General features: G+C 63.5%; 20 protein-coding genes and 4 pseudogenes. 13 read left to right on the top strand and 11 right to left on the bottom strand.

Annotated features, from left to right (window positions below; all coding sequences use genetic code 11):
• Nucleotides 1-121 (bottom strand): annotated as a pseudogene (locus tag U5775_RS10935) (IS3 family transposase); the annotation flags it as partial.
• Between the two features lie 132 nt (nt 122-253).
• On the opposite strand from U5775_RS10935, the gene U5775_RS10930 reads away from it, so the two are divergent.
• The 3 genes and pseudogenes from U5775_RS10930 to U5775_RS10920 all read left to right on the top strand — a co-directional run.
• Nucleotides 254-1048 carry a DUF2092 domain-containing protein gene (locus U5775_RS10930; protein ID WP_322058146.1) on the top strand — a complete coding sequence of 265 codons (795 nt, stop codon included), beginning with the start codon at nt 254-256 and terminating at the stop codon, nt 1046-1048.
• Between the two features lie 23 nt (nt 1049-1071).
• The gene (locus U5775_RS10925) at nt 1072-1620 is read left to right on the top strand and encodes a DUF6515 family protein (protein ID WP_322058145.1); all 549 of its coding nucleotides are present in this window, start codon (nt 1072-1074) and stop codon (nt 1618-1620) included.
• 149 nt (nt 1621-1769) lie between these two features.
• Nucleotides 1770-1910, top strand: a pseudogene (locus U5775_RS10920) (IS6 family transposase); the annotation flags it as partial.
• Nucleotides 1911-1969: 59 nt separating this feature from the next.
• Here the strand turns inward: U5775_RS10920 and U5775_RS10915 are convergent.
• The 5 genes from U5775_RS10915 to U5775_RS10895 all read right to left on the bottom strand — a co-directional run bounded on the left by U5775_RS10915 (nt 1970) and on the right by U5775_RS10895 (nt 8143).
• On the bottom strand, nt 1970-2899 hold the full coding sequence (locus U5775_RS10915) for a transporter (protein WP_322058160.1): 930 nt from the start codon (nt 2897-2899) through the stop codon (nt 1970-1972).
• A gap of 448 nt (nt 2900-3347) precedes the next feature.
• On the bottom strand, nt 3348-4820 hold the full coding sequence (locus tag U5775_RS10910) for a DUF1254 domain-containing protein (protein ID WP_322058144.1): 1473 nt from the start codon (nt 4818-4820) through the stop codon (nt 3348-3350).
• Nucleotides 4821-4982: 162 nt separating this feature from the next.
• On the bottom strand, nt 4983-5369 hold the full coding sequence (locus tag U5775_RS10905; RefSeq protein WP_322058143.1) for a BON domain-containing protein: 387 nt from the start codon (nt 5367-5369) through the stop codon (nt 4983-4985).
• A gap of 29 nt (nt 5370-5398) precedes the next feature.
• On the bottom strand, nt 5399-6544 hold the full coding sequence (locus U5775_RS10900; RefSeq protein WP_322058142.1) for a porin: 1146 nt from the start codon (nt 6542-6544) through the stop codon (nt 5399-5401).
• Between the two features lie 186 nt (nt 6545-6730).
• Entirely contained in the window at nt 6731-8143 is a 1413-nt protein-coding gene (locus U5775_RS10895) for a DUF1214 domain-containing protein (RefSeq protein WP_322058141.1), read from the bottom strand.
• Nucleotides 8144-8423: 280 nt separating this feature from the next.
• Between U5775_RS10895 and U5775_RS10890 the strand changes: the two genes are divergently transcribed.
• Together U5775_RS10890 and U5775_RS10885 are read left to right on the top strand one after the other, a co-directional pair.
• Nucleotides 8424-9032, top strand: coding sequence for a TetR family transcriptional regulator (locus tag U5775_RS10890; protein WP_322058140.1), 609 nt, complete (start codon nt 8424-8426; stop codon nt 9030-9032).
• Nucleotides 9033-9109: 77 nt separating this feature from the next.
• Nucleotides 9110-9336 (top strand): annotated as a pseudogene (locus U5775_RS10885) (transposase); the annotation flags it as partial.
• A gap of 125 nt (nt 9337-9461) precedes the next feature.
• Here U5775_RS10885 and U5775_RS10880 read toward each other — a convergent pair.
• Nucleotides 9462-9917, bottom strand: a pseudogene (locus tag U5775_RS10880) (transposase); the annotation flags it as partial.
• Nucleotides 9918-10418: 501 nt separating this feature from the next.
• On the opposite strand from U5775_RS10880, the gene sufB reads away from it, so the two are divergent.
• The 7 genes from sufB (at nt 10419) to U5775_RS10845 (ending at nt 16529) form a co-directional block, all read left to right on the top strand.
• On the top strand, nt 10419-11867 hold the full coding sequence (gene sufB, locus U5775_RS10875) for a Fe-S cluster assembly protein SufB (RefSeq protein ID WP_322058139.1): 1449 nt from the start codon (nt 10419-10421) through the stop codon (nt 11865-11867).
• A 27-nt stretch (nt 11868-11894) separates the two neighbouring features.
• Nucleotides 11895-12698 (top strand): Fe-S cluster assembly ATPase SufC, encoded by an 804-nt coding sequence (sufC, locus tag U5775_RS10870; protein WP_322058138.1) that lies wholly within the window; start codon nt 11895-11897, stop codon nt 12696-12698.
• Between the two features lie 32 nt (nt 12699-12730).
• Nucleotides 12731-14065: a Fe-S cluster assembly protein SufD gene (sufD, locus tag U5775_RS10865; protein ID WP_322058137.1), complete on the top strand. Its 1335-nt coding sequence runs from the start codon at nt 12731-12733 to the stop codon at nt 14063-14065.
• Nucleotides 14062-15315 (top strand): cysteine desulfurase, encoded by a 1254-nt coding sequence (locus U5775_RS10860; protein ID WP_322058136.1) that lies wholly within the window; start codon nt 14062-14064, stop codon nt 15313-15315. Before sufD ends, U5775_RS10860 begins: the two co-directional genes overlap by 4 nt.
• Nucleotides 15312-15767: a Fe-S cluster assembly sulfur transfer protein SufU gene (sufU, locus tag U5775_RS10855; RefSeq protein WP_322058135.1), complete on the top strand. Its 456-nt coding sequence runs from the start codon at nt 15312-15314 to the stop codon at nt 15765-15767. The genes U5775_RS10860 and sufU overlap by 4 nt, the downstream gene beginning before the upstream one ends.
• 71 nt (nt 15768-15838) lie before the next feature.
• Nucleotides 15839-16195: an SUF system Fe-S cluster assembly protein gene (locus tag U5775_RS10850; RefSeq protein ID WP_415913550.1), complete on the top strand. Its 357-nt coding sequence runs from the start codon at nt 15839-15841 to the stop codon at nt 16193-16195.
• A gap of 1 nt (nt 16196) precedes the next feature.
• Nucleotides 16197-16529, top strand: coding sequence for a non-heme iron oxygenase ferredoxin subunit (locus U5775_RS10845; protein ID WP_322058134.1), 333 nt, complete (start codon nt 16197-16199; stop codon nt 16527-16529).
• A gap of 25 nt (nt 16530-16554) precedes the next feature.
• Here U5775_RS10845 and U5775_RS10840 read toward each other — a convergent pair whose 3' ends face one another.
• From U5775_RS10840 to U5775_RS10830, 3 genes are all read right to left on the bottom strand, one after another.
• The gene (locus tag U5775_RS10840) at nt 16555-16866 is read right to left on the bottom strand and encodes a hypothetical protein (protein ID WP_322058133.1); all 312 of its coding nucleotides are present in this window, start codon (nt 16864-16866) and stop codon (nt 16555-16557) included.
• 73 nt (nt 16867-16939) lie between these two features.
• On the bottom strand, nt 16940-17446 hold the full coding sequence (locus U5775_RS10835; RefSeq protein ID WP_322058132.1) for an N-acetyltransferase: 507 nt from the start codon (nt 17444-17446) through the stop codon (nt 16940-16942).
• Between the two features lie 64 nt (nt 17447-17510).
• A complete protein-coding gene (locus U5775_RS10830) occupies nt 17511-18434 on the bottom strand; it encodes a glutaminase (RefSeq protein WP_322058131.1) in 924 nt (307 codons plus the stop codon).
• 169 nt (nt 18435-18603) lie between these two features.
• Here U5775_RS10830 and U5775_RS10825 point away from each other — a divergent pair, with 169 nt between their 5' ends.
• Nucleotides 18604-19872: an FAD-dependent oxidoreductase gene (locus U5775_RS10825; protein ID WP_322058130.1), complete on the top strand. Its 1269-nt coding sequence runs from the start codon at nt 18604-18606 to the stop codon at nt 19870-19872.
• A 45-nt stretch (nt 19873-19917) separates the two neighbouring features.
• Here the strand turns inward: U5775_RS10825 and U5775_RS10820 are convergent, their stop codons facing one another.
• Nucleotides 19918-21507, bottom strand: a complete 1590-nt coding sequence (locus U5775_RS10820) for a DHA2 family efflux MFS transporter permease subunit (protein WP_322058129.1) — start codon at nt 21505-21507, stop codon at nt 19918-19920.
• Nucleotides 21508-21650 lie beyond the last annotated feature (143 nt).

The following is a 21650-nucleotide window of genomic DNA, read 5'->3' as shown; positions in this document are numbered from 1 at the left end:
GAATGTCACGCTGCATCTTCAGCCGCGCCAATTCGGCGCGAAGTCTCGACAACTCCATCTGCTCCGCGCTCATCGGCTTCGTGCCCGCTCCGCCAAGCTTGCCTTCCTGCTCAGCCTTGATGATGAAATTCAGGAAACAGAAGTATAGTTATACGCCTGTCTCGCAACACAGACGGCGGCACAGACGTCCATTCAGGGGTTGAGGCTCAACGTTGAGAAATTGGCCTATGAGGCCAATTAGAGGAGAAGAAGAGTGACGCAAAAGCTTACCAAATTGGCACTTGTCGCTGTGATTGCTGGCGCCTTATGTGCTTCAGGAGGTGCCGCGGTGGCGGCATCAAAGGCAACCCCATCTGCTGCGCATAAGCCGGATCCAGAGGCAATAGATGCCCTGGTCAAGATGAACAGTTACTTACAAACCGTCAAACAATTTGGTCTCGATGTCGATTCGACGACGGATCAAATCATGGTCGATGGTTCAACGACGCAACTGATTCAGTTGTCGCACAGCACGAAGATGACTGTGAGCCGCCCGGACTCCCTCAAGGCGGATATTGTCGGCGGCGCGCCAGGCACCAGCCGGCACGCAATTTATGATGGCAAGAGCTTCACGCTCTTTACGGAGCCCGGCAACTATTACGCGACGGTCCCCGCGCCATCGACGATCAAAGAGCTGATAGTCGATATCGAGTCTAAATATGGGCTGGAGCTGCCGCTGGCCGATATCTTCTCGCTGGGGGCGAATCCGGCTGCCTTTACCGGTGTGATTTCTGCAGTATATGTAGGTGATGAAGTTGTAGGCGGAAATACATGTTCGCACTACGCCTATCATGAAAAGCAGTTCGATTGGCAAATCTGGATTCAGAAAGGCGACCAGCCGCTGCCATGCAAGCTGAATATCGTGACGTCGGAGGACAAGCAAAAGCCCCAATACACGGCGGTGTATCACTGGAACCTCAAGCCCGAGATCACTCCGACGACATTCAAATTCACGCCTCCTGAAAATGCACATCAGATCAAGTTTGTGCAATCCAGCGACGCCCAATAATATTTCCATATATAGGGATCACCATGCACTCGAAAAAAATCTTGATGACAGCGGCCGCCGCGCTGTTAGCGGCGGGAGTTGCAACGACCGCCGGCGCATTTCAGACTCGAGGCGGGGCGCGGACGTCGGTGAGCGGCGGTAACGTCGGGGGCGCGAATCCGGCCAACGTCGAGACCCGGCAAGCCAACCGCACCGAGCGCGCGAGCGGGCGCCAGAACACCGTGCAGCAAGCCAGTACGAACCGGGCCAACGCCGCGACGAACATCAGCAACAACCGCACGAATGCCGCGACGAATATTAGCAATAACCGGGCCAATGTCGTTAATAACTATAACGACAATTACCATGGTGGCTGGTACAACGATCACCCGGTGGCAACAGCGGCGGCCGTGACCACGGCAGTGGTCGGGACGGCTGCCGTGGTGGGCTCCATCGTTCACAGCCTGCCTCCTAGCTGCTCGTCCATGATCGTCAATGGCGTGACGTACCAGCAATGCGGCTCGACGTGGTATCAGCCGCAATACTCGGGCACCACCGTGCAATACGTGGTGGTCAACGCCCCTCCGCACTAAGAAACGCGGGCGCATGTGTTTGGACCGCCTCGCCCCGGCAGGCAATCAAGGGGCGACGCGGGTCGCGGGCAGCGGCATGCCCGCGAGCACCTCGGTCGGTTCTGTTGCGCTAACGTGCCGGGATAAAATCGCGTTATTCCATGGATGATGAAGAAATGACGGCCGAGAGGGCAGTCGAGGTCGATCACTCGAGCGTGCACCGCTGGGTAATCAAGCTCGTGCCGGAGTTCGAAAAGGCGTTTCGCAAGTGCAAACGCCCGGTAGGGAAGAGCTGGAGGATGGACGAGACCGGAAAAACGGCCCGCATGAGGTTTGGGCCGCGTTGAGGAACGCGCATATCCAGGTGACATCAGAACGCCAGTGTGGCAGTGGCCATCACGCTCGTCGTGCCCTTGAGACGATTGGTGCTCGCAATTGTCGGCACCCATCGCAAGCTTGCGGAAAACGGTGCCTTGCCGCCGATCTTCGTGTCATACGTGATGATCGGGCCGAGCGTGAAGTCGTGGCCGCGAAAACCGTTGAGCCGGTCGGCGAGCGGTCCGGTGTCGTTGGCGAGCTGCTGGACCGTGCCCATTACGACGCCGATACCCACGCCGTTTGCAAAGCGCTTGAGACCCATCGCGTCGAGCGTGAAGAGCGGGCCGTTCTGATAGTTGGTGGCGTTGTTGCGCGTGTAGAACTGCAGCGCTGCAACGACATCGAACTCGAGTCCGTAGCTGGGCACGAGTTGCGTGTAGGCCACCTGCGGCACAAAGGTCCACGTATTGAGGCTGGCGTTGGCCAGGTCATTGGCGTTGTACTGGCCCGTTGGTGCCCAGAAATTGAAGCTCAACGCGAGGTGGGAGTTCTGCGAGAAACTGTAGCCGGCCTCGACGGGCGTGAAATAGAGGTCATAGATATTGGAGGCGCGGTCGCTCGTCGAACTCGAAAGGCGACCGATGCCCGTCGTGCCCGTGACCTCAGTCCAGATATATGGAACGGTGATGCCCGAGGCAAAGCTCCAGCCGCCAATGCTTCCCCAGCCACGGATGATTGAGGCCAGTGTGAGCGAGACCTGCGCGTCGATGCCGGTCGACGCCTTGCCGCCGATCGGCACTTCGCGCGATCCGGAAATCGAGCCATCCAGATAGATCTCTTCGAGATTCACCACGTAAATGCCGGCCGGTGGCACTTCGCCGACGCCCGTGAGCACGCTTGTGCCAGCGACGGGACGACCGAGGGCACCTTCGGTCGCGTGACTTGCCGGGGCGCTCCCGACTCCGATGGCAACGAGCGCCATGCGGCAGGCAAGGCGCCGGAACGTAGACGCGCCGTGCCACTTCTCGTGTCGCACTGTTATTGTCAACTCAACTCTCCGTTTTTACTGCCACTCAACTGCTTTTTTTATGTACGTCTCACTGGTGCGTTTCCCCGCGCAACTTGTGCGCGCGGCAACGCGGCCCGGCGGATCGCGGTGTGCCTGGCGCACCGAGTAACCTTGGCCTTGCATGCATGCATGCATGCATGCAGGCAGGCGGCCCACGCCTGGTTATAGGTTGCGAGCGCCTGACAGGTTACGCGAATTCTCTTCACCGTGTTCTCCAGATATCGGTCCCTGACTTCGGAACTGGCATCTCACCACATCGGCTTCCCGGTCAGCGCTTCGGAAAATGGGCAGCGCGCTGCAGGATTATCAATGTTAGATATCCTGGCAGCGGTCACTGCCCCCGAATGACAATTTTCGGTTTCTATTTTATTGCCTGAACAGGGGGTGCCTTCCATTGCCCGTCAAGTGCAGCTTCCTTCGGCCAGTAAAGACGCAACGCCAGGAAGAACGGGCCGTCGGGTGCCGGCAGCCAGTTCGACTCGCGTTCGCCGCCGGGCGATTCGTGCTGGACATAAATCGTGATTCCGCCGTCCGCGTCACGCTTGAGCGCGGGAAGCATGGGCGAATTGATCAGGTATCGGTTCAGCGGATTTGCATACAACAGGCTTGAAGGGAGGTCATAGAGCGTCAACGACCAGAATGCTTTGACAGGAGGTAATTTACCCGGGGGAAAGCGCAGAATATAGCGCTTCGTTCCGTCCAGTTTGGTACCTGAGCGATCCGTGAGATAGAGCGGATACAGGGCCTCCTGCTTCGAGTTGCCGTAGATGCCCAGGGCCGCGCCAGCCATGCGTGCCATGTAGTTGTTCTTCAGATAGGCGCGCGTGCCGAAATCTTCTGAACTCGAACTCTTGCCCGTGTCGATCATGCGGGCTTTGAAATCGTTGTATGCCGCCCAGCCATCCGCGAGGCCGTCCGCCAATGCCTTCTGCATATCGGGGGCAAGCGCGCTTGCATCGAACGGCTTGCCCGTGCCGATGCCGAGTTGCGCGAATTGCGCCCGCAACGCGGCCTCCGAAGGATCGGGCGCACAGAACTGCAATACGAAATTCAGGACGTTGAAAAAGCGGATGGACGAACGTTCCTCCGCGACCGTGAGCGGCTTGATGAAATCGACGGGCGGTGCTGCGGGGGGAGCGGCGGTGCCGAGATAGGCGGAGAGCGGCTGCACGGTATACCCGGTCTGGATCTTCCGGACGTTATCGACGTCGCCAGCATTGATCAACTGCGTGCGATAGAGCACGAACGCGAAATCGGTTTCCGAGCGAATCACTGACTTGATGCCCGTGGGCTTCGTACCTTTCCAGCCAGGCCCGGCGAGCAGGTAGCGTCCCGCACCATTGCCCGTCGCGCGGCTGCCCACATAGGCGAAATCGAATGTGTACATGTCGACGAACTGGAGCGAATAGTATCGCCCCTTGTCGATTTCGGGCACCGTGAGAACCAGCGGTTCAGTCCGCAGGTCTGCGCCCAGTACCGAGTAGGGCGTGTCGGCGTTCGGTGTCTGGACCGCTTTGTCGTCGGGCGTCATGACGCGGGCCGATCCCGCAACCGTGTTCCAGGGAGCCCGGTATTCCGGGTTACCCTTGTCGACAAAATATGTGTATTGAATACGGTAACTGTCGACGAGAGGGAATCCATAAATAGTGGCTTCCTTCGCGATGCTTCGCGCTTCACTGGGTGTCAGGGCGTGTGCGTCTGCACAGTGAACCACGGTGAAAACCGCAGCCAGCGTGAACTGCGCCACAACCTTCGCCCGCGCGGCCAGTATCGACCTGAATGACGGCGTATTCCACCTTCCCTTCACGGCTGCAAGATCTGTCCATCGCTCCATACAGATTTCCTCGAATGTCGATTAAATGGAAAAGGTCCAGCAACCTCGCAATCTTTGGGCAGATATGCCCGCGAGGTCAAGATATTTGATTCACGAACTGTCTTGCGCAACCACCCGCTTCCCATGCGAATTCCCCGAGTGGCTGCGCCGAACGCTTTTGCGCTACTGACCAAGCGGTCGCTGGACGGAGAGCCTTGTCTTTACCGACTTCACGCCTGCCACATTCCTTGCAATTTCGGCGACCACCCGAATCTGCGCGGCTTCCGTCACCGTGCCGTCGATCGTCACGGCACCGTTCGTCGCAGTGACGCTGAGGCTGCCTGCGTCGATCTCCCTGTGTTTCGCGAAAGCGGCATAAACCTGCTTGCGGAGCGCGCGATTCGCGAGCCGAGCTGCCCTGGCCGTCGTAGGCCCGGTCGCGGAGGCCATGGGGGCGGCCGATGGCTCGACCGCATCGCCAGTCTGGGACCACGCCTGCGTAACAACGCCCGCAGACACTGCAACGATCAATGCGCGGATTGCAGTCTTGAATGAGTTCATCGTTTTCATCGCGTCAACCTGTTCTCCAGCTTGTGGTATCAGAAGTTATGGCGCATGCCGATCATCGCGGCCGTGGTGGACATGCCTGGTGCGACCGGCTGGCCGTACGCGATCGTAGAGGTCATGGTCCCCTTGTTGTCGACACATCCAACCTGTGCATAGAGCAGGGTCTGTTTCGACAGGCTGTATTCGGCGCCTATGGCAAACTCGCCCGAATGATTCGCCGAGTTGTTCCGGTCTTTCAGGTAGTAGTAACCGGAGGTGACCCGGAAGGCCGGGGTAAACTGATAGCCGAGCCCACCAGCGATGAGTTCATAGTCGACATGGCTCGTGTTGGCGGGGTTCTTGCCGATCGAGTACGACGCAGATACGGAGAGATTCCGGAAGGTGTAGAGTGCACCAAGATAGTAGAAACGATTGTTGTCGAGTCCGGTAGGCGGCGTGGCCGGTGTCGTCGGATAAGTCAGCGGGTACGGATTGGTGTCGTGCCCGTTGTAATACACGGCGGCCAGGTGCAGCCCGTAGTTCGAGTATTTCAGCACGGCCGATTCACGCGTTCCGCCCTGTATCTGGCCCGCCACGCCCCCCGGCGCGTATTCGAGCGCGAACGATGCACCATGGAATCTGGGCGATTGGTAGACCAGTGCGTTGCTGTCGTACAGCGCACCGATCGGACCGTTGGTACTCGTGCCGGGCCAGCCTGCCACCTGGCCCATGCCGAGCCATGCGGTCAGGATGCTGCCGAAATACTGCGCTCCGCGAGCGTCGGTCTCGGCCATTGCATAGATCATCGGCACGTATTGCCGGCCGGCGTCGAGTCTGCCGAACGGACCCGACACACCGATCGTCGCCTGCTGATTGAAGATCGTGCTAACGCCAGGGGTATCGCCCAAACCCAATTTTCCAGTAGTACTGATGAATGTGCCCTGCAACTGAAAATTGATCTTGTATCCGCCACCGATGTCTTCGCTTCCCTTGAGCCCCCAGAAGCTGCCGTACAGGCCGGCGTCCTTGGCGGCAAAGACTGCACCGCTATTTGGCAAACGCGGACTGAAATACGGCGCCGAGGTGCTCTGATAAATCAATCCGCTGTCGATGGCACCGTAAAGTGTCACCGACGACTGCGCATTCGCTGCACTGGCGAAGGCAATGGCAACTGCCGCACCGCTCCACTTCAACTTCATTCCGTCTCCTCCTGTGGTTGTGATTTCGGCCATGATTGGACCGTTTCCTGTCTGCTTCGGATTCGGTAATGCAATGACCGACAGGTCCTGCCGGTCTTCAGGATCGGGCTCCGGCGCAACCTTGCGCGGGAGCGGTCTGGGATTGGGTCTGAGCGGGAACGGCCGGTGACGATCGGAACCGGCGCGCTATGACAGCTGTCTGATCGTGGGGCCCAGCCACGCAAGCGAAGCTTCGACGTCGACCGGTTCGTATCCACGAATAATCAGGAAGAAGTCCGTATCCTCCGCAACAGGCAGCCAGTTGCCGGTCTCTTCGGGCGCTGGCCCAGCGCTCTGAATGCGTATCGTCAAACCGCCGTCCGCGTCGAACTGGATTCCCGGGGTCCGGTCGCCGATCGAATACCGGTCGAGCGTGTTCGGCATGACCGTGTAGCCCGCATAGCGGTAGGCGTGCATGGACCAGAACGCGTGGCAGGCGGGAAGCTGGCCCGGCGCAAACCGCACGACATAGCGCCGGGAGCCGTTCAGTGGCGCGCCACCACCGTCGGTTTGCGCAACGTAGTAGACGTTCTCCGTCACCGGCAGTGCGACCGTGCCGAGCATCGTTACAGCTGCGCGATAGACGTAGTCGCCGTCGTCGTAGAGACCCGCAGCCCGTTTCGACGCCACCCATCCGTTGGCGCTCCTGTTGCCGGGGAAATGGTGCGTACCCGCGTGCAGCGTGGAGCGCGCGTCCGCTTCCGCCTGTGCAAGGGCATCGCGAGCTTCCGGCGACAGGTTGTCGAAGCCGGGTGCTGCCCCTTCGTACAAATCGATGGGACGGAAGCTCTCGGTTAGCGGCTGGTCGTACGCGGGCGGCGGACATGACTGCCATATCGTCTGCAGTGTCCTGAAATCCGCAAGCCTGTCACTTCCGGCCTGAGCCGGACATGGCGGCAGCGCGACGATGCCTTGCCAGTCCGCCTTGCGTGCGCGTTCCGAAAGCGGGTACATCGTGAGTGCCTTCTGAAGTGCGGTCGCCTTCGTCCGGTCGGCCTCGTCTGCGAAGAACAGGCGCATGACGAGGAAAGCTTCGCGCATCCCGGCCCGATACATATACGAGACATCGTCAGGCAACGGTCCCGACCAGTCCGGTCCCACGAGTGCGATCACGGCTTTCCCCTGAACCGTGCGTCGATTCGGCAGGCCGAACGTCGCGCCGAGGAAATCGCAGCACTGGATACTCCAGTAGCGGCCATCGGTATGCGGGATCTCCAGCAGATATGGTTCGCGTGCGAGATCGAGCCATGCGTCCGAATAAAGCGTATCGGTCTGCGGTGCGCCGACCATGGAAGGCGTGATCGTGCGGTCCCGATGTGCCCAGGCTCCCCAGCGATGGTGCTCGCCCGTCACGGGATCTCCCGTCGTCATGCGCACATAGCGTAACCGGGACAGGTAGATCATGGGAAAGCCATACACATACGCGCGAGACCCGAGACGGTACGTGTCGGCGTCGGGCTGGCTGGCCTCGCTGCGGACGGTGCAAAGGGGCAGGGCACCGCTAATGCCGGCTACCAGAAGAGCCTGCAGGACAGCGCGGCGGGTAACGGGGTGGCTCATGAGATTGCTGTCTCCGTGCCCGGCGTTCGGGCGTTCACGAAGTGTCGCTTCTGAATTAATGTAATGTATTATATTAATCTGAGGTGCATCGCCCCAATCGGCGTATTCCCTGGCGATGCGGCTGTGTGCCGGCGATCAGGTAGCATGACGGGCTACATCGAACAGACAATGGAGTCGAGACATGCCGTCCAGCGCAGTTCCCCGCACCAAGCGGAGCGTCGGGAGACCCCGCTCGAGCGCCGCGGCCCCAGCCCTTGACCCAGACGCACTGCCTTCGACGGTGAACCTGCTGCTTGCGATCGCGGAGCGTCTCTTCGCCGAGAACGGTGTGGAAGCGGTATCGTTGAGTCGAATTGTCGATGAAGGCGGCCAGCGGAATCGGTCGGCGTTGCACTATCATTTCGGCTCGCGCGCGGGCCTGGTGTCGCAACTGCTCCATATGCGCCTTCGGCATATCAATGCCATTCGGCACCAGTATCTCGATCGTATCGAGCAAAAGGGGCAGCTTGGCGACGTGCGCGCCATCTTGCTCGCTGCAACGCGGCCAATATTCGAGATCGTTCAGAAAGAGGCGTGGGGTGTCTACTATGTCCAGGTTCTGGCGCAAACGACATTGAGTCCCGCGCTAAGAGGATCGGATGCCACCGATCCGTCTGTCTGGGACGGGCTCAGCCGTGCATGCGAGCTGATCGACAAGGCATTGCCGGGCGTGCCGACGGCGGCCGTCAACCGGCGATTCGCCCTCTATACGGACACGGTGATCTTTTCCCTCGCCCGTGTTTTGCGCGAAGCGGGGAAGGAAGGTGTGACGACGACCCTGCTGAATCAACTGGTTGATTTCGGCACGGCCGGCATTGCAGGCGGCGCCAACGCAAGTGCGGAACATTGAGTCGCGAGGCTCGAACACGAGGTCTGTCGGGCCCTCCCGATTTCGGTAGTGCCAATGCTCCGATGCCGCCTCAGGTCAAGCGTCTGCGTGAACGCGGCATCACCCCCTTGCTCGCCAAAATCGGTTCGCCTCATGGCGGTGGCCTCGGTAAAACGCGCTGGTTCATTGAACGGTCCTTTGCCTGGTTTCATGCATTCAGACGGCTCAAGATTCGCTACGAACGCTACGCACATGTGCATGAGGCATTCCTCTCGCTCGCGTGCTGCTTGATTGCTGGAACAAACTCAGGGCAGCATCCGGTTAATTTCGCAACAGCTTCTTAGTCTTACTGTGTCACATAATTAGTTGCTCAGACTGTTGCCGGACGGGAAAGAGAGCCACCGTTGCATGAGCCTTTGTCCAAGCAGGATGCGCAGCGTAGTAATGGAATCAGGAACGTGGTGTTGAGCGCGCTGGACTGCCCCGGGGAATGTAATCCGGGGGAAGGGCAGGCAGCGCGCGTTCAAGGAAGTTTTTTTTATCGCGTCCATCTGATTGCATCCTGAGTCGCTGAGCCATCAGAAACCCATACGCAGCGATACTCAGTGTGGCGTGATGGTGAAAGCCGCGCCAGCCTCGCCCTTCATAATGACCGAGCCCGAACTCCTGTTTCAGGTCCTGATAGTCGCGCTCGATGCGCCAGCGCATTTTGGTCACGAACACAAGCTGCTCAAGTGTCGCCTCCTCGGGAGCGGTAGTGGGAAAGTATTTGAGCGGCTCCGTATCGCCATCAGGCCATTCAATAAGCAGCCATTCTTCGTCGCGAAGGGTGCTTCGCCAGTAGTCGCGATGTGCGGGACGAACCCGTACGGCGGCAAAGCGTGAGGAAAGTGCTGCGTTGCTGCCGTTTCCCAGTCGAACTGCGTCTATACAGTGCACAAGAACGCCATTTTTATGCGGTGCTGCACCGCGGGAAAAATGTGATGAGGCCCGATTTAAAGCTGTTCTTGTGACTCCTGTGGGACGGGCTTCCCGCACACTTTGCGTTTCTGAAATGGAGGCAGCCTCAGGTCGATGATCGGTTTCCCGCACACTCTGTGGGTTTTTCAGAGCTGCAACGCCAACGGTGCTACGGGCCTTGGAGCCATTTTTTCCCGCACACTCTGTTGTGCGCCCATAGGGGGTAGGGGGAGGGAGGGCTTTCTCGTGAACGAGATGGTCTCGCTCGCACGGAGACCCTGGGTGCGCCAGGGTTATGGGGGCGGCTCTACAATGAATACAAGAGTGAAAAGGAGACCGTAATAATAGGGATGCCGCCGGTCGAGAAGACCATGCGGCTTCGCAACCGGTTTCCGCGCTCGGGCGGTGCCGAACGTTTCGGCGCCGCCGCAGAAAGCGGAGGTCCAGATGAATACGACCGCGACCGGAATGGAAGAATGGGTTCGGCGCAAATACCAGCATGGGTTCGTCTCCGACGTGCAGTCCGACACCTTGCCGCGCGGCTTGTCCGAAGACGTGATCCGGGCGATTTCGGCGAGGAAGCACGAGCCGGAATTCATGCTCGAATGGCGGCTTGCCGCGTACTGGCACTGGCTCACGATGAGCGAGCCGCATTGGGCCACGGTCGAGCATCCGCCGATCGACTGGCAGTCGATCGCCTACTACTCGGCGCCGCACACGCGGGCGGGGCGGCCTGAAAGTCTGGACGAAGTCGATCCGGAACTGCTTCGCACCTACGAGAAACTCGGCGTGCCGCTGCAGGAACGCGAGATGCTGGCCGGCGTGGCCGTGGACGCGGTCTTCGACAGCGTGTCGGTCGCGACGACGTTTCGCAAGCAGCTCGGCGAACTCGGCATCGTGTTCTGCTCGTTTTCGGACGCGGTGCGGGAACACCCGGAGCTCGTGCGGCAGTATCTCGGCTCAGTGGTGCCGTACACCGACAACTTCTTCGCCACGCTGAATTCGGCGGTTTTCAGTGACGGCTCGTTTTGCTACATCCCGCCGGGCGTGCGCTGCCCGGTGGAATTGTCCACGTATTTCCGCATCAACGCGCGCAATACCGGGCAATTCGAACGCACGCTGATCATCGCCGATAAAGGCGCTTACGTGAGCTACCTCGAAGGCTGCACGGCGCCGATGCGCGACGAGAACCAGTTGCATGCGGCGGTGGTGGAGCTCGTGGCGCTCGAAGGCGCGCAGATCCGCTATTCGACGGTGCAGAACTGGTACCCCGGCGACGAGCAGGGGCGCGGCGGCATCTACAACTTCGTGACCAAGCGCGGCGACTGCCGCGAGGCCAACGCAAGAATCTCGTGGACGCAAGTCGAGACCGGTTCCGCCATCACCTGGAAATACCCGAGCGTGATCCTGCGCGGCGACAACTCGGTCGGCGAGTTCTATTCGGTGGCGCTCACGAACCATTACCAGCAGGCCGACACCGGTACGAAGATGATTCATCTCGGGCGCAACACGCGCAGCACGATTCTCTCGAAGGGCATTTCCGCGGGCCGCGGCAGGAACGCCTATCGCGGGCTCGTGAAAATGGGCCGCTCGGCGCAGGACGCGCGCAACTACAGTCAATGCGATTCGCTGTTGCTCGGCGAGCGCTGCAGTGCTTTCACGTTCCCGTATATCGAGGTGAAGAATGCGAGTGCGAAGGTCGAGCACGAGGCCTCGACGTCGCGCATCGGCGAAGACCAGTTGTTCTATTGCATGCAGCGCGGGCTTTTGGAAGAAGACGCGGTGTCGATGATCGTCAACGGTTTTTGCAAGGACGTGTTCAAGGAATTGCCGATGGAATTCGCCGTGGAGGCACAGAAGCTGCTCGGCGTGAGCCTCGAAGGTAGCGTCGGGTAGGTACGTCGGTCAGGAGAGGCAAACAGCATGCTCGATATCCGCAACTTGAGTGTCGACGTGGAAGGCAAGCCGATTCTGCGCGGCGTCGATCTGCGCGTGAATGCCGGCGAGGTTCACGCGATCATGGGCCCGAACGGCTCGGGCAAGAGTACGCTCGCGCACGTGCTGACCGGGCGCGAACCGTATGCCGTGACGGGCGGCAGCGTGCTCTACGACGGCAGCGACCTGCTTGCGCTCGCGCCCGACGAACGCGCGCGCCGAGGCGTCTTTCTCGCCTTCCAGTATCCGGTGGAGATTCCCGGTGTCAGCAACGTCTATCTGCTGAAGGCCGCCCTCAACGCCCAGCGCAAGGCGCGCGGCGAGCCCGAACTCGATGCCATGGAATTTCTCGCGCTCATCAGGCAGAAGCTCGCGGAGATGCAGATGGGCGAGGAACTGCTTTCGCGCGGCGTCAACGAGGGCTTCTCGGGCGGCGAGAAAAAGCGCAACGAGGTGCTGCAGATGTCGGTGCTCGCGCCGCGTCTCGCCATTCTCGACGAAACCGACTCGGGCCTCGACATCGACGCGCTCCAGGTGGTCGCGCGCGGCATCAACCAGATGCGCAGCGCGGACCGGGCGATCGTGCTGGTGACGCACTATCAGCGCCTGCTCGATTACGTCGTGCCCGATCACGTGCACGTGCTTGCGCAGGGCCGCATCGTGCGCTCGGGCACGCACGAACTCGCGCTCGAACTGGAGCGCAAGGGCTACGGCTGGCTCGGCGCCGAGGCACGCGACGAGCACGAGGAACACGAGGCACACGAAGGACCCGGACCGCGCGCCGCGCACTAGCGGCGGCGCGCGTTATCCGGCGAGGAGCCACCATGAGCGAAACGATGCGCGATTACTACCGCAACGCTTTTCGCACGACAGTGAAGACGCTGCCGGGCGTCGAGTTGCCGTGGTTGCGCAGTGCCCGGCGCCGCGCGTTCGAGCGCTTCGAGACGCTGGGCTTTCCGGGCACGCAGCTCGAAGCGTGGAAGTACACCAACGTGACGGCCATCGCGCAGCCGTGCTGGCATTTCGCGCCTGCGCATCCCGCCCATGCGGACCCGGGCGGCATCGCCATTTTGGTGAGCGATCTCGTGCCGGATGACACGGCGAACCGCCTCGTGTTCGTGAATGGCCGCTACGCGCCGAAGCTTTCGCGGCTCGCCGATCTGCCCGAGGGCGCGTTCGTCGGCAGCCTGCGCCAGGCCATGCGCGAGATGCCCGAGCGGCTCGAGGCCGTCATGAACCGTCGTGAGCCGCAGGACGGTTTCGCGGCGCTGAACGGCGCGTTCCTGAGCGACGGCTATGTGGTCGTGCTGCCGCCCGGATGCACGATCGAGGCGCCGCTGCACGTGCTGTTTTTCGCCGACGAAGCGGGTCTCGCGATGCAGCCGTTCAATGCGGTACTGGCGGAGCGGGGCGCGCACTGCTCGATCGTCGAGCAGTTCGCCGGGATCACGGACGCGGCCTATTTCGTCAACACGGTCACCGAGATCGTCGCGGACAGCGAAGCCGATATCGGCCATTGCCGCATTCAGCAGGAGGCGCGCAGCGCGTTCCATATCGCCCGGGTGGACGTCTCGCAGCAGCGCGCGAGCCACTTCACGTCGCATGCGTTTGCGTTCGGCAGCGCGCTCTCGCGCACGCAGATCGCGACGCGTCTCGACGCGGTCGACGCCCGCGCCGATCTCAATGGTCTGTATCTGGCCGGCGCGAGACAGCATGTCGATCACCATACGCGCATCGATCACGAACAGCCGCGCGGCACGAGCCGCGAATACTATCGCGGCGTGCTCGATGGCGCATCGCACGGCGTGTTCGACGCGCGCGTGATCGTGCACCCTGACGCGCAGCAGACCGACGCGCATCAGGGCAACGACAATCTGCTGCTCTCGCGCGAGGCGCAGATCGACACGAAGCCGCAACTGGAGATTCACGCCGACGACGTGAAATGCACGCACGGCGCGACCGTCGGCCAGCTCGACGAAAAGCCCTTGTTCTACCTTCGCTCGCGCGGCATCGACGAACGCATGGCGCGCGCATTGCTGATATGGGCCTTCGCGCGCGTGTGCGTGGACCGTGTGGACAGCGCCGCGCTGCGCAAGCGGCTCACGCAACTGCTGCTCGCGCGCCTGCCCGGCGGCGAATATTTGCGGGGACTGACATGAAGCCCGTCGAACCGGTCAGGATTCCAGACGAAGAAACCGTGACACGCTGGCGGCGCGATTTTCCGATTCTGCGCGAGCGCATGCACGGCATGCCGCTCGTGTATCTCGACAACGGCGCGACCACGCAAAAGCCCACGGCCGTGATCGACGCGGAGCGCGCGTATTACGAGCAGATGAACGCGAACGTGCATCGCGGCGTGCATCTGCTCTCGCAGCGCGCCACCGATGCCTACGAAGGCGCCCGCGCGCGCATCGCGCGCTTCGTCCACGCGGCTCGCGCCGAGGAGATCGTCTACGTCCGCGGCACGACCGAGGCGATCAACCTCGTGGCGCAGAGTCATGTGCGGCCACGCATCGCGCCCGGCGACGAGATTCTCATCAGCGCGATGGAGCACCATTCGAACATCGTGCCGTGGCAGATGGTTTGCGCGCAGACCGGCGCGGTGCTCAAAGTGGTGCCGATCGACGACGCCGGCGCGCTCGACATCGACGCTTACGAGCGGATGCTCGGTCCGCGCACGCGCATCGTGGCGATCGCGCATGCGTCGAACGCGCTCGGGACCGTCAACCCGATTGCGCGGCTGATCGAACTCGCGCATGCGCGCGGCGTGCCGGTGCTGATCGACGGCGCGCAGGCGATCGCGCATCTTCCCGTCGACGTGGCCGCGCTCGATTGCGACTTCTACGCGTTTTCCGGGCACAAGGCTTACGGGCCGACTGGTATAGGCGTGCTTTACGCGAAGGCCGCGCTGCTCGAAGCGATGCCGCCGTGGCAGGGCGGCGGCGACATGATCCGCTCCGTGACCTTCGAGAAGACGGAGTACAACGCGATCCCCTGGCGCTTCGAGGCGGGCACGCCGAACATCGCGGGCGCGGTCGCGCTGGCGGCGGCGCTCGACTATCTGAGCGCGATCGGCATTGAAGTGGCGCTCGCGCATGAGGCCGATCTGCTCGCTTACGCGAGCGACGCGCTGCGCAAGGTGCCGCGCTTAAAAATAATCGGGACTGCAAAGGAGAAGGTGGGGATCGTGTCGTTCGTGATGGAGCACGCGCACGCCCACGATATCGGCACGATTCTCGACCAGGGCGGCGTGGCGGTGCGCACCGGCCATCATTGCGCGATGCCGGTCATGGCCCGCTATGGCGTGCCGGCCACGGTGCGTGCATCGTTCGCGCTCTACAACGCGCGCGCCGACGTGGACGCGCTTGTCGCGGGCCTCGCGCGCGTGCAGGAGATGTTCCCGCTATGAGCGATCTTCGTGAGTTGTACCAGGAAACGATTTTCGACCACTACCGGCGGCCGCGGAACTGCCATGCGCTGCCGGGCGCGAATCGTCGGGCCGAAGGCTATAACCCGCTGTGCGGGGACCGCATCACGCTGTATCTGCGCATCGAGGACGGCATTGTGAAGGACGTCGGCTTCGAGGGCGCGGGATGCGCGATCGCGACCGCATCGGCCTCGTTGATGACCGAGACGCTCAAGGGCCGCACCGAAGCCGAGGTCGAGGCGCTGTTTGAACGCTTTCACGCGATGGCGACGGCGCCGGCGGACCGCCCGCTCGAGGACGAAGCCGCGCTCGGCAAGCTCGCGGTGCTGGGCGGCGTGCGCGAGTTTCCGGCGCGCATCAAGTGCGCGACGCTCGCATGGCACACGCTGCGCGCGGCCTTGCGCGCCGAAGGCGACCTGGTATCGACGGAATGACGCGAGCGCCATGAGGGCCCGCGTGACGAACAGCGTGACGAACAGCGTGACGAACAGCGAGGCTAACGACGATGGGCACCACAGACCACATGCACGAACGCGACGATGCGCAGGGTAGCGGCGGCGACCTGCATACACGCGTAATCGATGCGCTGCGCACCGTGTACGACCCCGAGATACCGGTCAATATCTACGATCTGGGGCTCGTCTACGGCCTCGACGTCGACGACGAAAGCGGGCACGTGGCGATCCGCATGACGTTGACCGCGCCGGGCTGTCCCGTTGCGCGGACGTTTCCGTCCGTTGTTGAGGAGAGCGTAATGGACGTGGCGGGCGTGAACGCGGTGGAGGTGACGCTGGTATGGGATCCGCCGTGGACGAGAGCGCGGATGTCCGAGGCGGCCCGTCTGGAACTGGGGATGTTTTGACATGGCCGACTGGGTGGACGTGGCGCCCTACGACGATTTCCCGCCGGGCGCCGTGCGCAGCGTGAATGTCGAGGGCACGCAGGTCGCGGTGTTCAATCTCGACGGCACCTGCTACGCGATCGAGGATCTCTGCACGCATGACGGCGGCCTGTTGACGGGCGGCGCCGTGGAGGGCGATGAAGTGGTCTGCCCACGGCATGGCGCGCGCTTTTGCATACGGACGGGCAAGGTCCTCGCGCCGCCGGCCTATGAGGATCTCATGGTCTTTGCGGTGCGCGTGGAGGGTGGCATCGTGCAGGTGCGGGACATCCGCTGGGACGAGAGCGGCTTTTGATTCGCTTGCGGGCTTGCCTGGCCGCTTATTTCGCTTTCGCCGCGCTGGCGGGCGGAGGGCGGGCGATATCGTCGTTGGGGGGCTTGCGCGGCTTTTTTACGGGCATATTGTCGGGATTGGTCGCGCTGGCCGTGCCGGAAGCGGCCGCGGGCGGAGGCACCGCCATCGGAGATGGCGGATGGGGCGTGCCGCTCTGGGCCAGCGCCGATGTTGCCGCCGATGTCACGATAGCCGCCGGGATCGCGAACACGAGCGCCACTCGGGGCCAGACGCGCAGAGGATGAGGGGCCATCGGCTTCTCCTGATCGTTTCCCTCGCTTTGAATTGCAAGGCTCATACCCGGCTGTCTTGCCGGATGCGGCTCGTGCGTAGCGAGGGCGGGGCCCTCGTGCCTCAGGGCCCTCTCGATGCTAGGCGCGCGCCTCGAACGCCTCGCTGTAACGCACGGTTGCCGCCGGCACGGGGCCGCGCAGCGCGAGCGCCTGGAAATACTCGGCGGGAACGCCGGGCAGCACCAGCGCGGGCTCGGACGCGAAGCCGAAGCGCCGGTAATAGCGCGGATCGCCGAGCAGCACGCAGCCTGCCGCCTGCTGGGCGCGCAGTGCGTCGAGCGCATGCTCGACGAGCCGGCCGCCAATGCCTTGCCCCTGCCGCGCGGGCGCGACCGAAACCGGCCCCAGGCCGAACCAGCCCGCCGTGCCATCCGATAGCGTCACCGCGGACAGCGCGATGTGCCCCACGAGCGCGTCGCCGTCCACGGCCACCAGTGAGACCGCAAGCTCGCCAGCGGCGCGCAGCGCGTCGACGATGTATTGCTCGGTATGGCTCGTGTGCGGCGCGTGCAGGAAGGCGGCGGCCGTCAGCGCGTGGATCGCGGGGATGTCGGTGGGGGTTTCGGGGCGGATTTCGACGGTCATGATCGAGCTCGGGTAGCGGCACGGGAGTTTATCGCGCTATGTGTCGCGAGCCGGGGCGGCACGCTCAAAAAATCGACCGCCCCGTCCGCGTGGTCAGCCATTCCAGCGATTTGACCCCGGCCAGCGAATTGCCGTTGGCGTCGAGACCCGGCGACCACACGCACACCGCCATCTCTCCCGGCAGCACAGCGACGATCCCCCCGCCCACGCCGCTTTTCGCCGGCAGCCCCACGCGATAGACGAAGTCGCCCGCGGCGTCATAGGTCCCGCAGGTCAGCATCAGCGCGGACAGGCGCTTGGCCGAGCTCGTATCGAGAATGCGTTCGCCCGAGACCGGCGCGACGCCGCCATTGGCGAGAAAAAGCGCGGCGGTAGCGAGCTCGACACAGTTCATCTCGATCGCGCATTGGCGGCAATAGGCGTCGATCACCGCATCGGCGGGCATCTCCAGGTTGCCGAAACTCGCTATGAAATGCGCCATCGCGCGATTGCGCTCGGCGTGCGCCAGTTCCGACTGCGCGACGCGCAGGTCGTAGTCGAGATCGGCGGCGCCCGTCAGCCGGCGCACGAACTGCACCAGCGCCGTCTCGGCGCCCACGAAGCGGCGGCACAGCACGTCGGTGACCACGAGCGCGCCCGCGTTGATGAACGGATTGCGCGGCACGCCGCGCTCGGTCTCGAGCTGCACGAGCGAGTTGAACGCGGTGCCCGAGGGCTCGCGGCCGACGCGTTCCCAGAGCGCGTCGCCGAGCAGCTGGAAGGCGAGCGTGCAGGCGAAAAGCTTCGAAATACTCTGGATGGAAAAGCGCTCGTGCGCATCGCCGACCGAATACACCTGGCCGTCGAGCGTGACGATCGCCATGCCGAAACGCTCGGCGGGCACCTTGGCGAGTTCGGGGATGTAATCGGCGACGCGGCCCATCGTGCGCCACGGCGCGATGTCGCGATGAATCTGTTCGAGGATCGCTGGATAGTTCGGGGTGTTCATGGACGGATGGCGCCGATGAGCGGGGACCGCGATGATACCGCAGCGCCTCTGCTCAGAGTGCGGTTGCAATTACAATGTGCCGAAACGCGTTCATGCGCTGCGCGCGCCAGCGTCGCGAAGCGATGCGCGTCAGCGTTACACATACACATAGAGACTCGGGAGGCATGGCATGAGCAAGGACGCGATCGTCCTCGGCGCGGGTATCGTCGGCGTGAGCGTGGCGCTGCATCTGCAAGCGCGCGGCGTGCGCGTCACGCTCGTCGACCGGCGCGCGCCCGGCGAGGAAACGAGCTTCGGCAACGCGGGGCTGATCGAGGCTTCGTCGGTCGTGCCGTATGGTTTCCCGCGCGACTGGCGCACGCTGCTGCGCCTCATGCGCAACGACTCGACGATGCTGCGCTACGACCCGCGCTCGCTGCCCGCCTACGTGCGCTGGCTCGCATCGTTCTGGCGCGAATCGGCGCCGGCGCGGCTCGCGGCCGCATCTCACGACATGTGGCCGCTGATCGGGCGCTGCGTCGCCGAGCACGAGGCGCTGCTCGCGCGTACGGACCCGGGCACCGACTCAGGCGCGGATCTGCGCGCGCTCGTGCGTCCCGTCGGCTGGATCGAGGCGTACCGCTCGTCCGCGCAGTTCGAGCGCGAGCGCGAAGACGCGCAGCGCGTGGCCGCGCAGCATGGTCTGCGTATGGCGGTCCTCGATGCGGCGGGGCTGCGCGCGGCGGAGGCCTCGCTCTCGGAGGGCTATGCCGGCGCGATTCACTGGCTCGATCCGGCCAGCGTGGCCGATCCCGGCGCGCTCGTGAAGGGCTACGCGCAATTGTTCCTGCGCGAAGGCGGCCGGTTCGCGAAAGGCGATGCGCTCACGTTGCGCGCGCAAGGCAGCGGCTGGCAGGTGCAGACCGCGGACGGCCCGCTCCCGGCGGAGCTGGCCGTCGTCGCGCTCGGGCCGTGGTCGGATCTCGTGACCGGGCCGCTGGGCTATCGCGTGCCGCTGCGGCCCAAGCGCGGCTATCACATGCACTACGCGAGCGAGGCGCGCGCGCCGCTCACGCGTCCCGTCGTGGATATCGAGGGCGGCTATGTGGTCGCGCCGATGAACCGCGGTCTGCGGCTCACCACGGGCGTGGAGCTCGCCTCGCGCGAGCGGCCGCCCAATTACGCGCAGCTCGATGCGGCCGAGCGCGCGGCGCGGCCGATGTTCGGGCTCGGCAAGCGGCTCGACGATCAGCCCTGGATGGGCATGCGCCCGTGCACGCCGGACATGCGTCCGGTGCTCGGGCCCGCGCCGCGTCATGCAGGGCTGTGGTTCGCCTTCGGCCACAACCACCACGGGCTCACGCTCGGGCCCGTGTCGGGGCGGCTGCTCGCGGAGCAGATCATGGGCGAGACGCCGTTCACCGATCCGCGGCCTTATTTGCCGCAGCGTTTCGCGTAGCGCGTTGAACTGACAACGCGAGTTCAGCGCGGTGGCAACACGGGCTTAATGCGCGCCCGCCGCGCCGCCGCCGCCCGATCCCTTCGTCGACTTCGTGATCCAGATGAGCGGAATGATCGCGAGGAAGATGATCGCCGAGATATAGAAGATGTCGTTCAGGCCCATCATCGCGGCCTGGGTCGAGAGCTGGAAATCGAACAGCGCGCGCGCCGAGGGCTCGCTCAGGTGCAGCGCCTGCTGCGTCTGCGCGATCGACTGCGTGAAGATCGGGTTGTCGACGGAAGCCTGCTCGGTGAGGCGCGCGTGATGGAGGATCGTGCGGTTGTTCCAGGCGTTGGTTGCAATCGACGTGCCCACGGCGCCGCAGAACACGCGCACGAAGTTCGAGAGCCCCGCGGCGGCGGGAATGCGCTGCGGCGGCTGGCCCGCGAGAATGATCGCCGTGAGCGGCACGAAGAAGAGCGCCATCGGCACGCCTTGCAGCAGCGTGGGCAGCACGAGATGCCATGTGTCGATCTCGATCACGTAGCGCGAGCGCATGAAGAACACCACCGCGAACAACACGAACGCCGCCGTCGCGATCACGCGCGCGTCCGAGCGCGGCAGCACGCGCCCGACCACGGGCGAAAGCAGCAGCGCGAAGATGCCGAGCGGCGCGGTCACGAGGCCCGCGTCCACCGAGCGATAGTTGAGGTACTCCTGCATCCATTGCGGCAGGAGCACGAGATTGCCGAAGAACACGCCATACGCCACCGAGATTGCGATCGTCCCGCCAAGGAAATTGCGCTGCGCAAAGAGCCGCAAGTCGACGATCGGATGCGCCTCGGTGAGCTCCCAGACGAGAAAGAACGCGAAGCTCACGACCGCGACGATCCCGAGCGTGACGATCACGGGCGAGGCGAACCAGTCGAGGTCCTTGCCCTTGTCGAGCAGGATCTGCAGCGAGGCGACCCAGGCGATCAGCAGACCGAGGCCCACCACGTCGATGGGCGGCTTGCGCGTGGCCGATTCGCGGTGCCGGTAGATCGACCACACGATCGAGGCGGCGAACAGGCCCACTGGAATGTTGATGTAGAAGATCCACGACCAGTTGTAGCTGTCGGTGATCCAGCCGCCCAGCGCGGGGCCGGCGATCGGGCCGACCGTGGTGGTCATCGCCCAGAATGCGAGCGCGCTGGCCGATTTGTCGCGCGGCCAGGAGCCGAGCAGGATCGCCTGGGAGAGCGGAATCAGCGGGCCCGCCACGGCGCCCTGCAGCACGCGCGCGACGAGCAGGATCGGCAGCGTGGGCGCGATGCCGCAGAACCACGAAGCCAGCACGAACGAGAGGATCGAGCACACGAACAGGCGCACCTGGCCGAAGCGCTGCGTAAGCCAGCCGGTGAGCGGAATGGAGACCGCGTTGGCCGCGGCGAACACCGTGATGACCCACGTGCCTTCGTCGACCGAGACGCCGAGGTCGCCCGAGATGGTCGGGATCGCGACGTTGGCGATCGAGGTGTCGAGCACGTTCATGAAGGTCGCGAGCGCGACGGCGATGGTCGCGAGGATCAGCTTGCCGCCTTCGAGCGGGGGCGGCGGAGCGGGCGGAACAGACGGCGAAGACGGCTGCGACGGCGAGGCGGGCTGGCTCAAGCTTCTTCTCCGCAAATTCGGGGGGGCGGCAGGAAACGCGCAGGGTCCGCGCGGCGGACCGGATTTGCGGCAAGGATACCCGCAATCGCCTGGCGGCATGGGCGGTCGTGGAAGCATCTCCAGGCGTTGCAGGGGCATCGGCG

Origin of the sequence: Paraburkholderia sp. J63, assembly GCF_905220245.1 — a bacterium.
Classification (GTDB): Bacteria; Pseudomonadota; Gammaproteobacteria; order Burkholderiales; family Burkholderiaceae; genus Paraburkholderia.
Note: the sequence above shows the minus strand (reverse complement) of the source record. Positions and strands in the feature narration are given on the sequence as shown.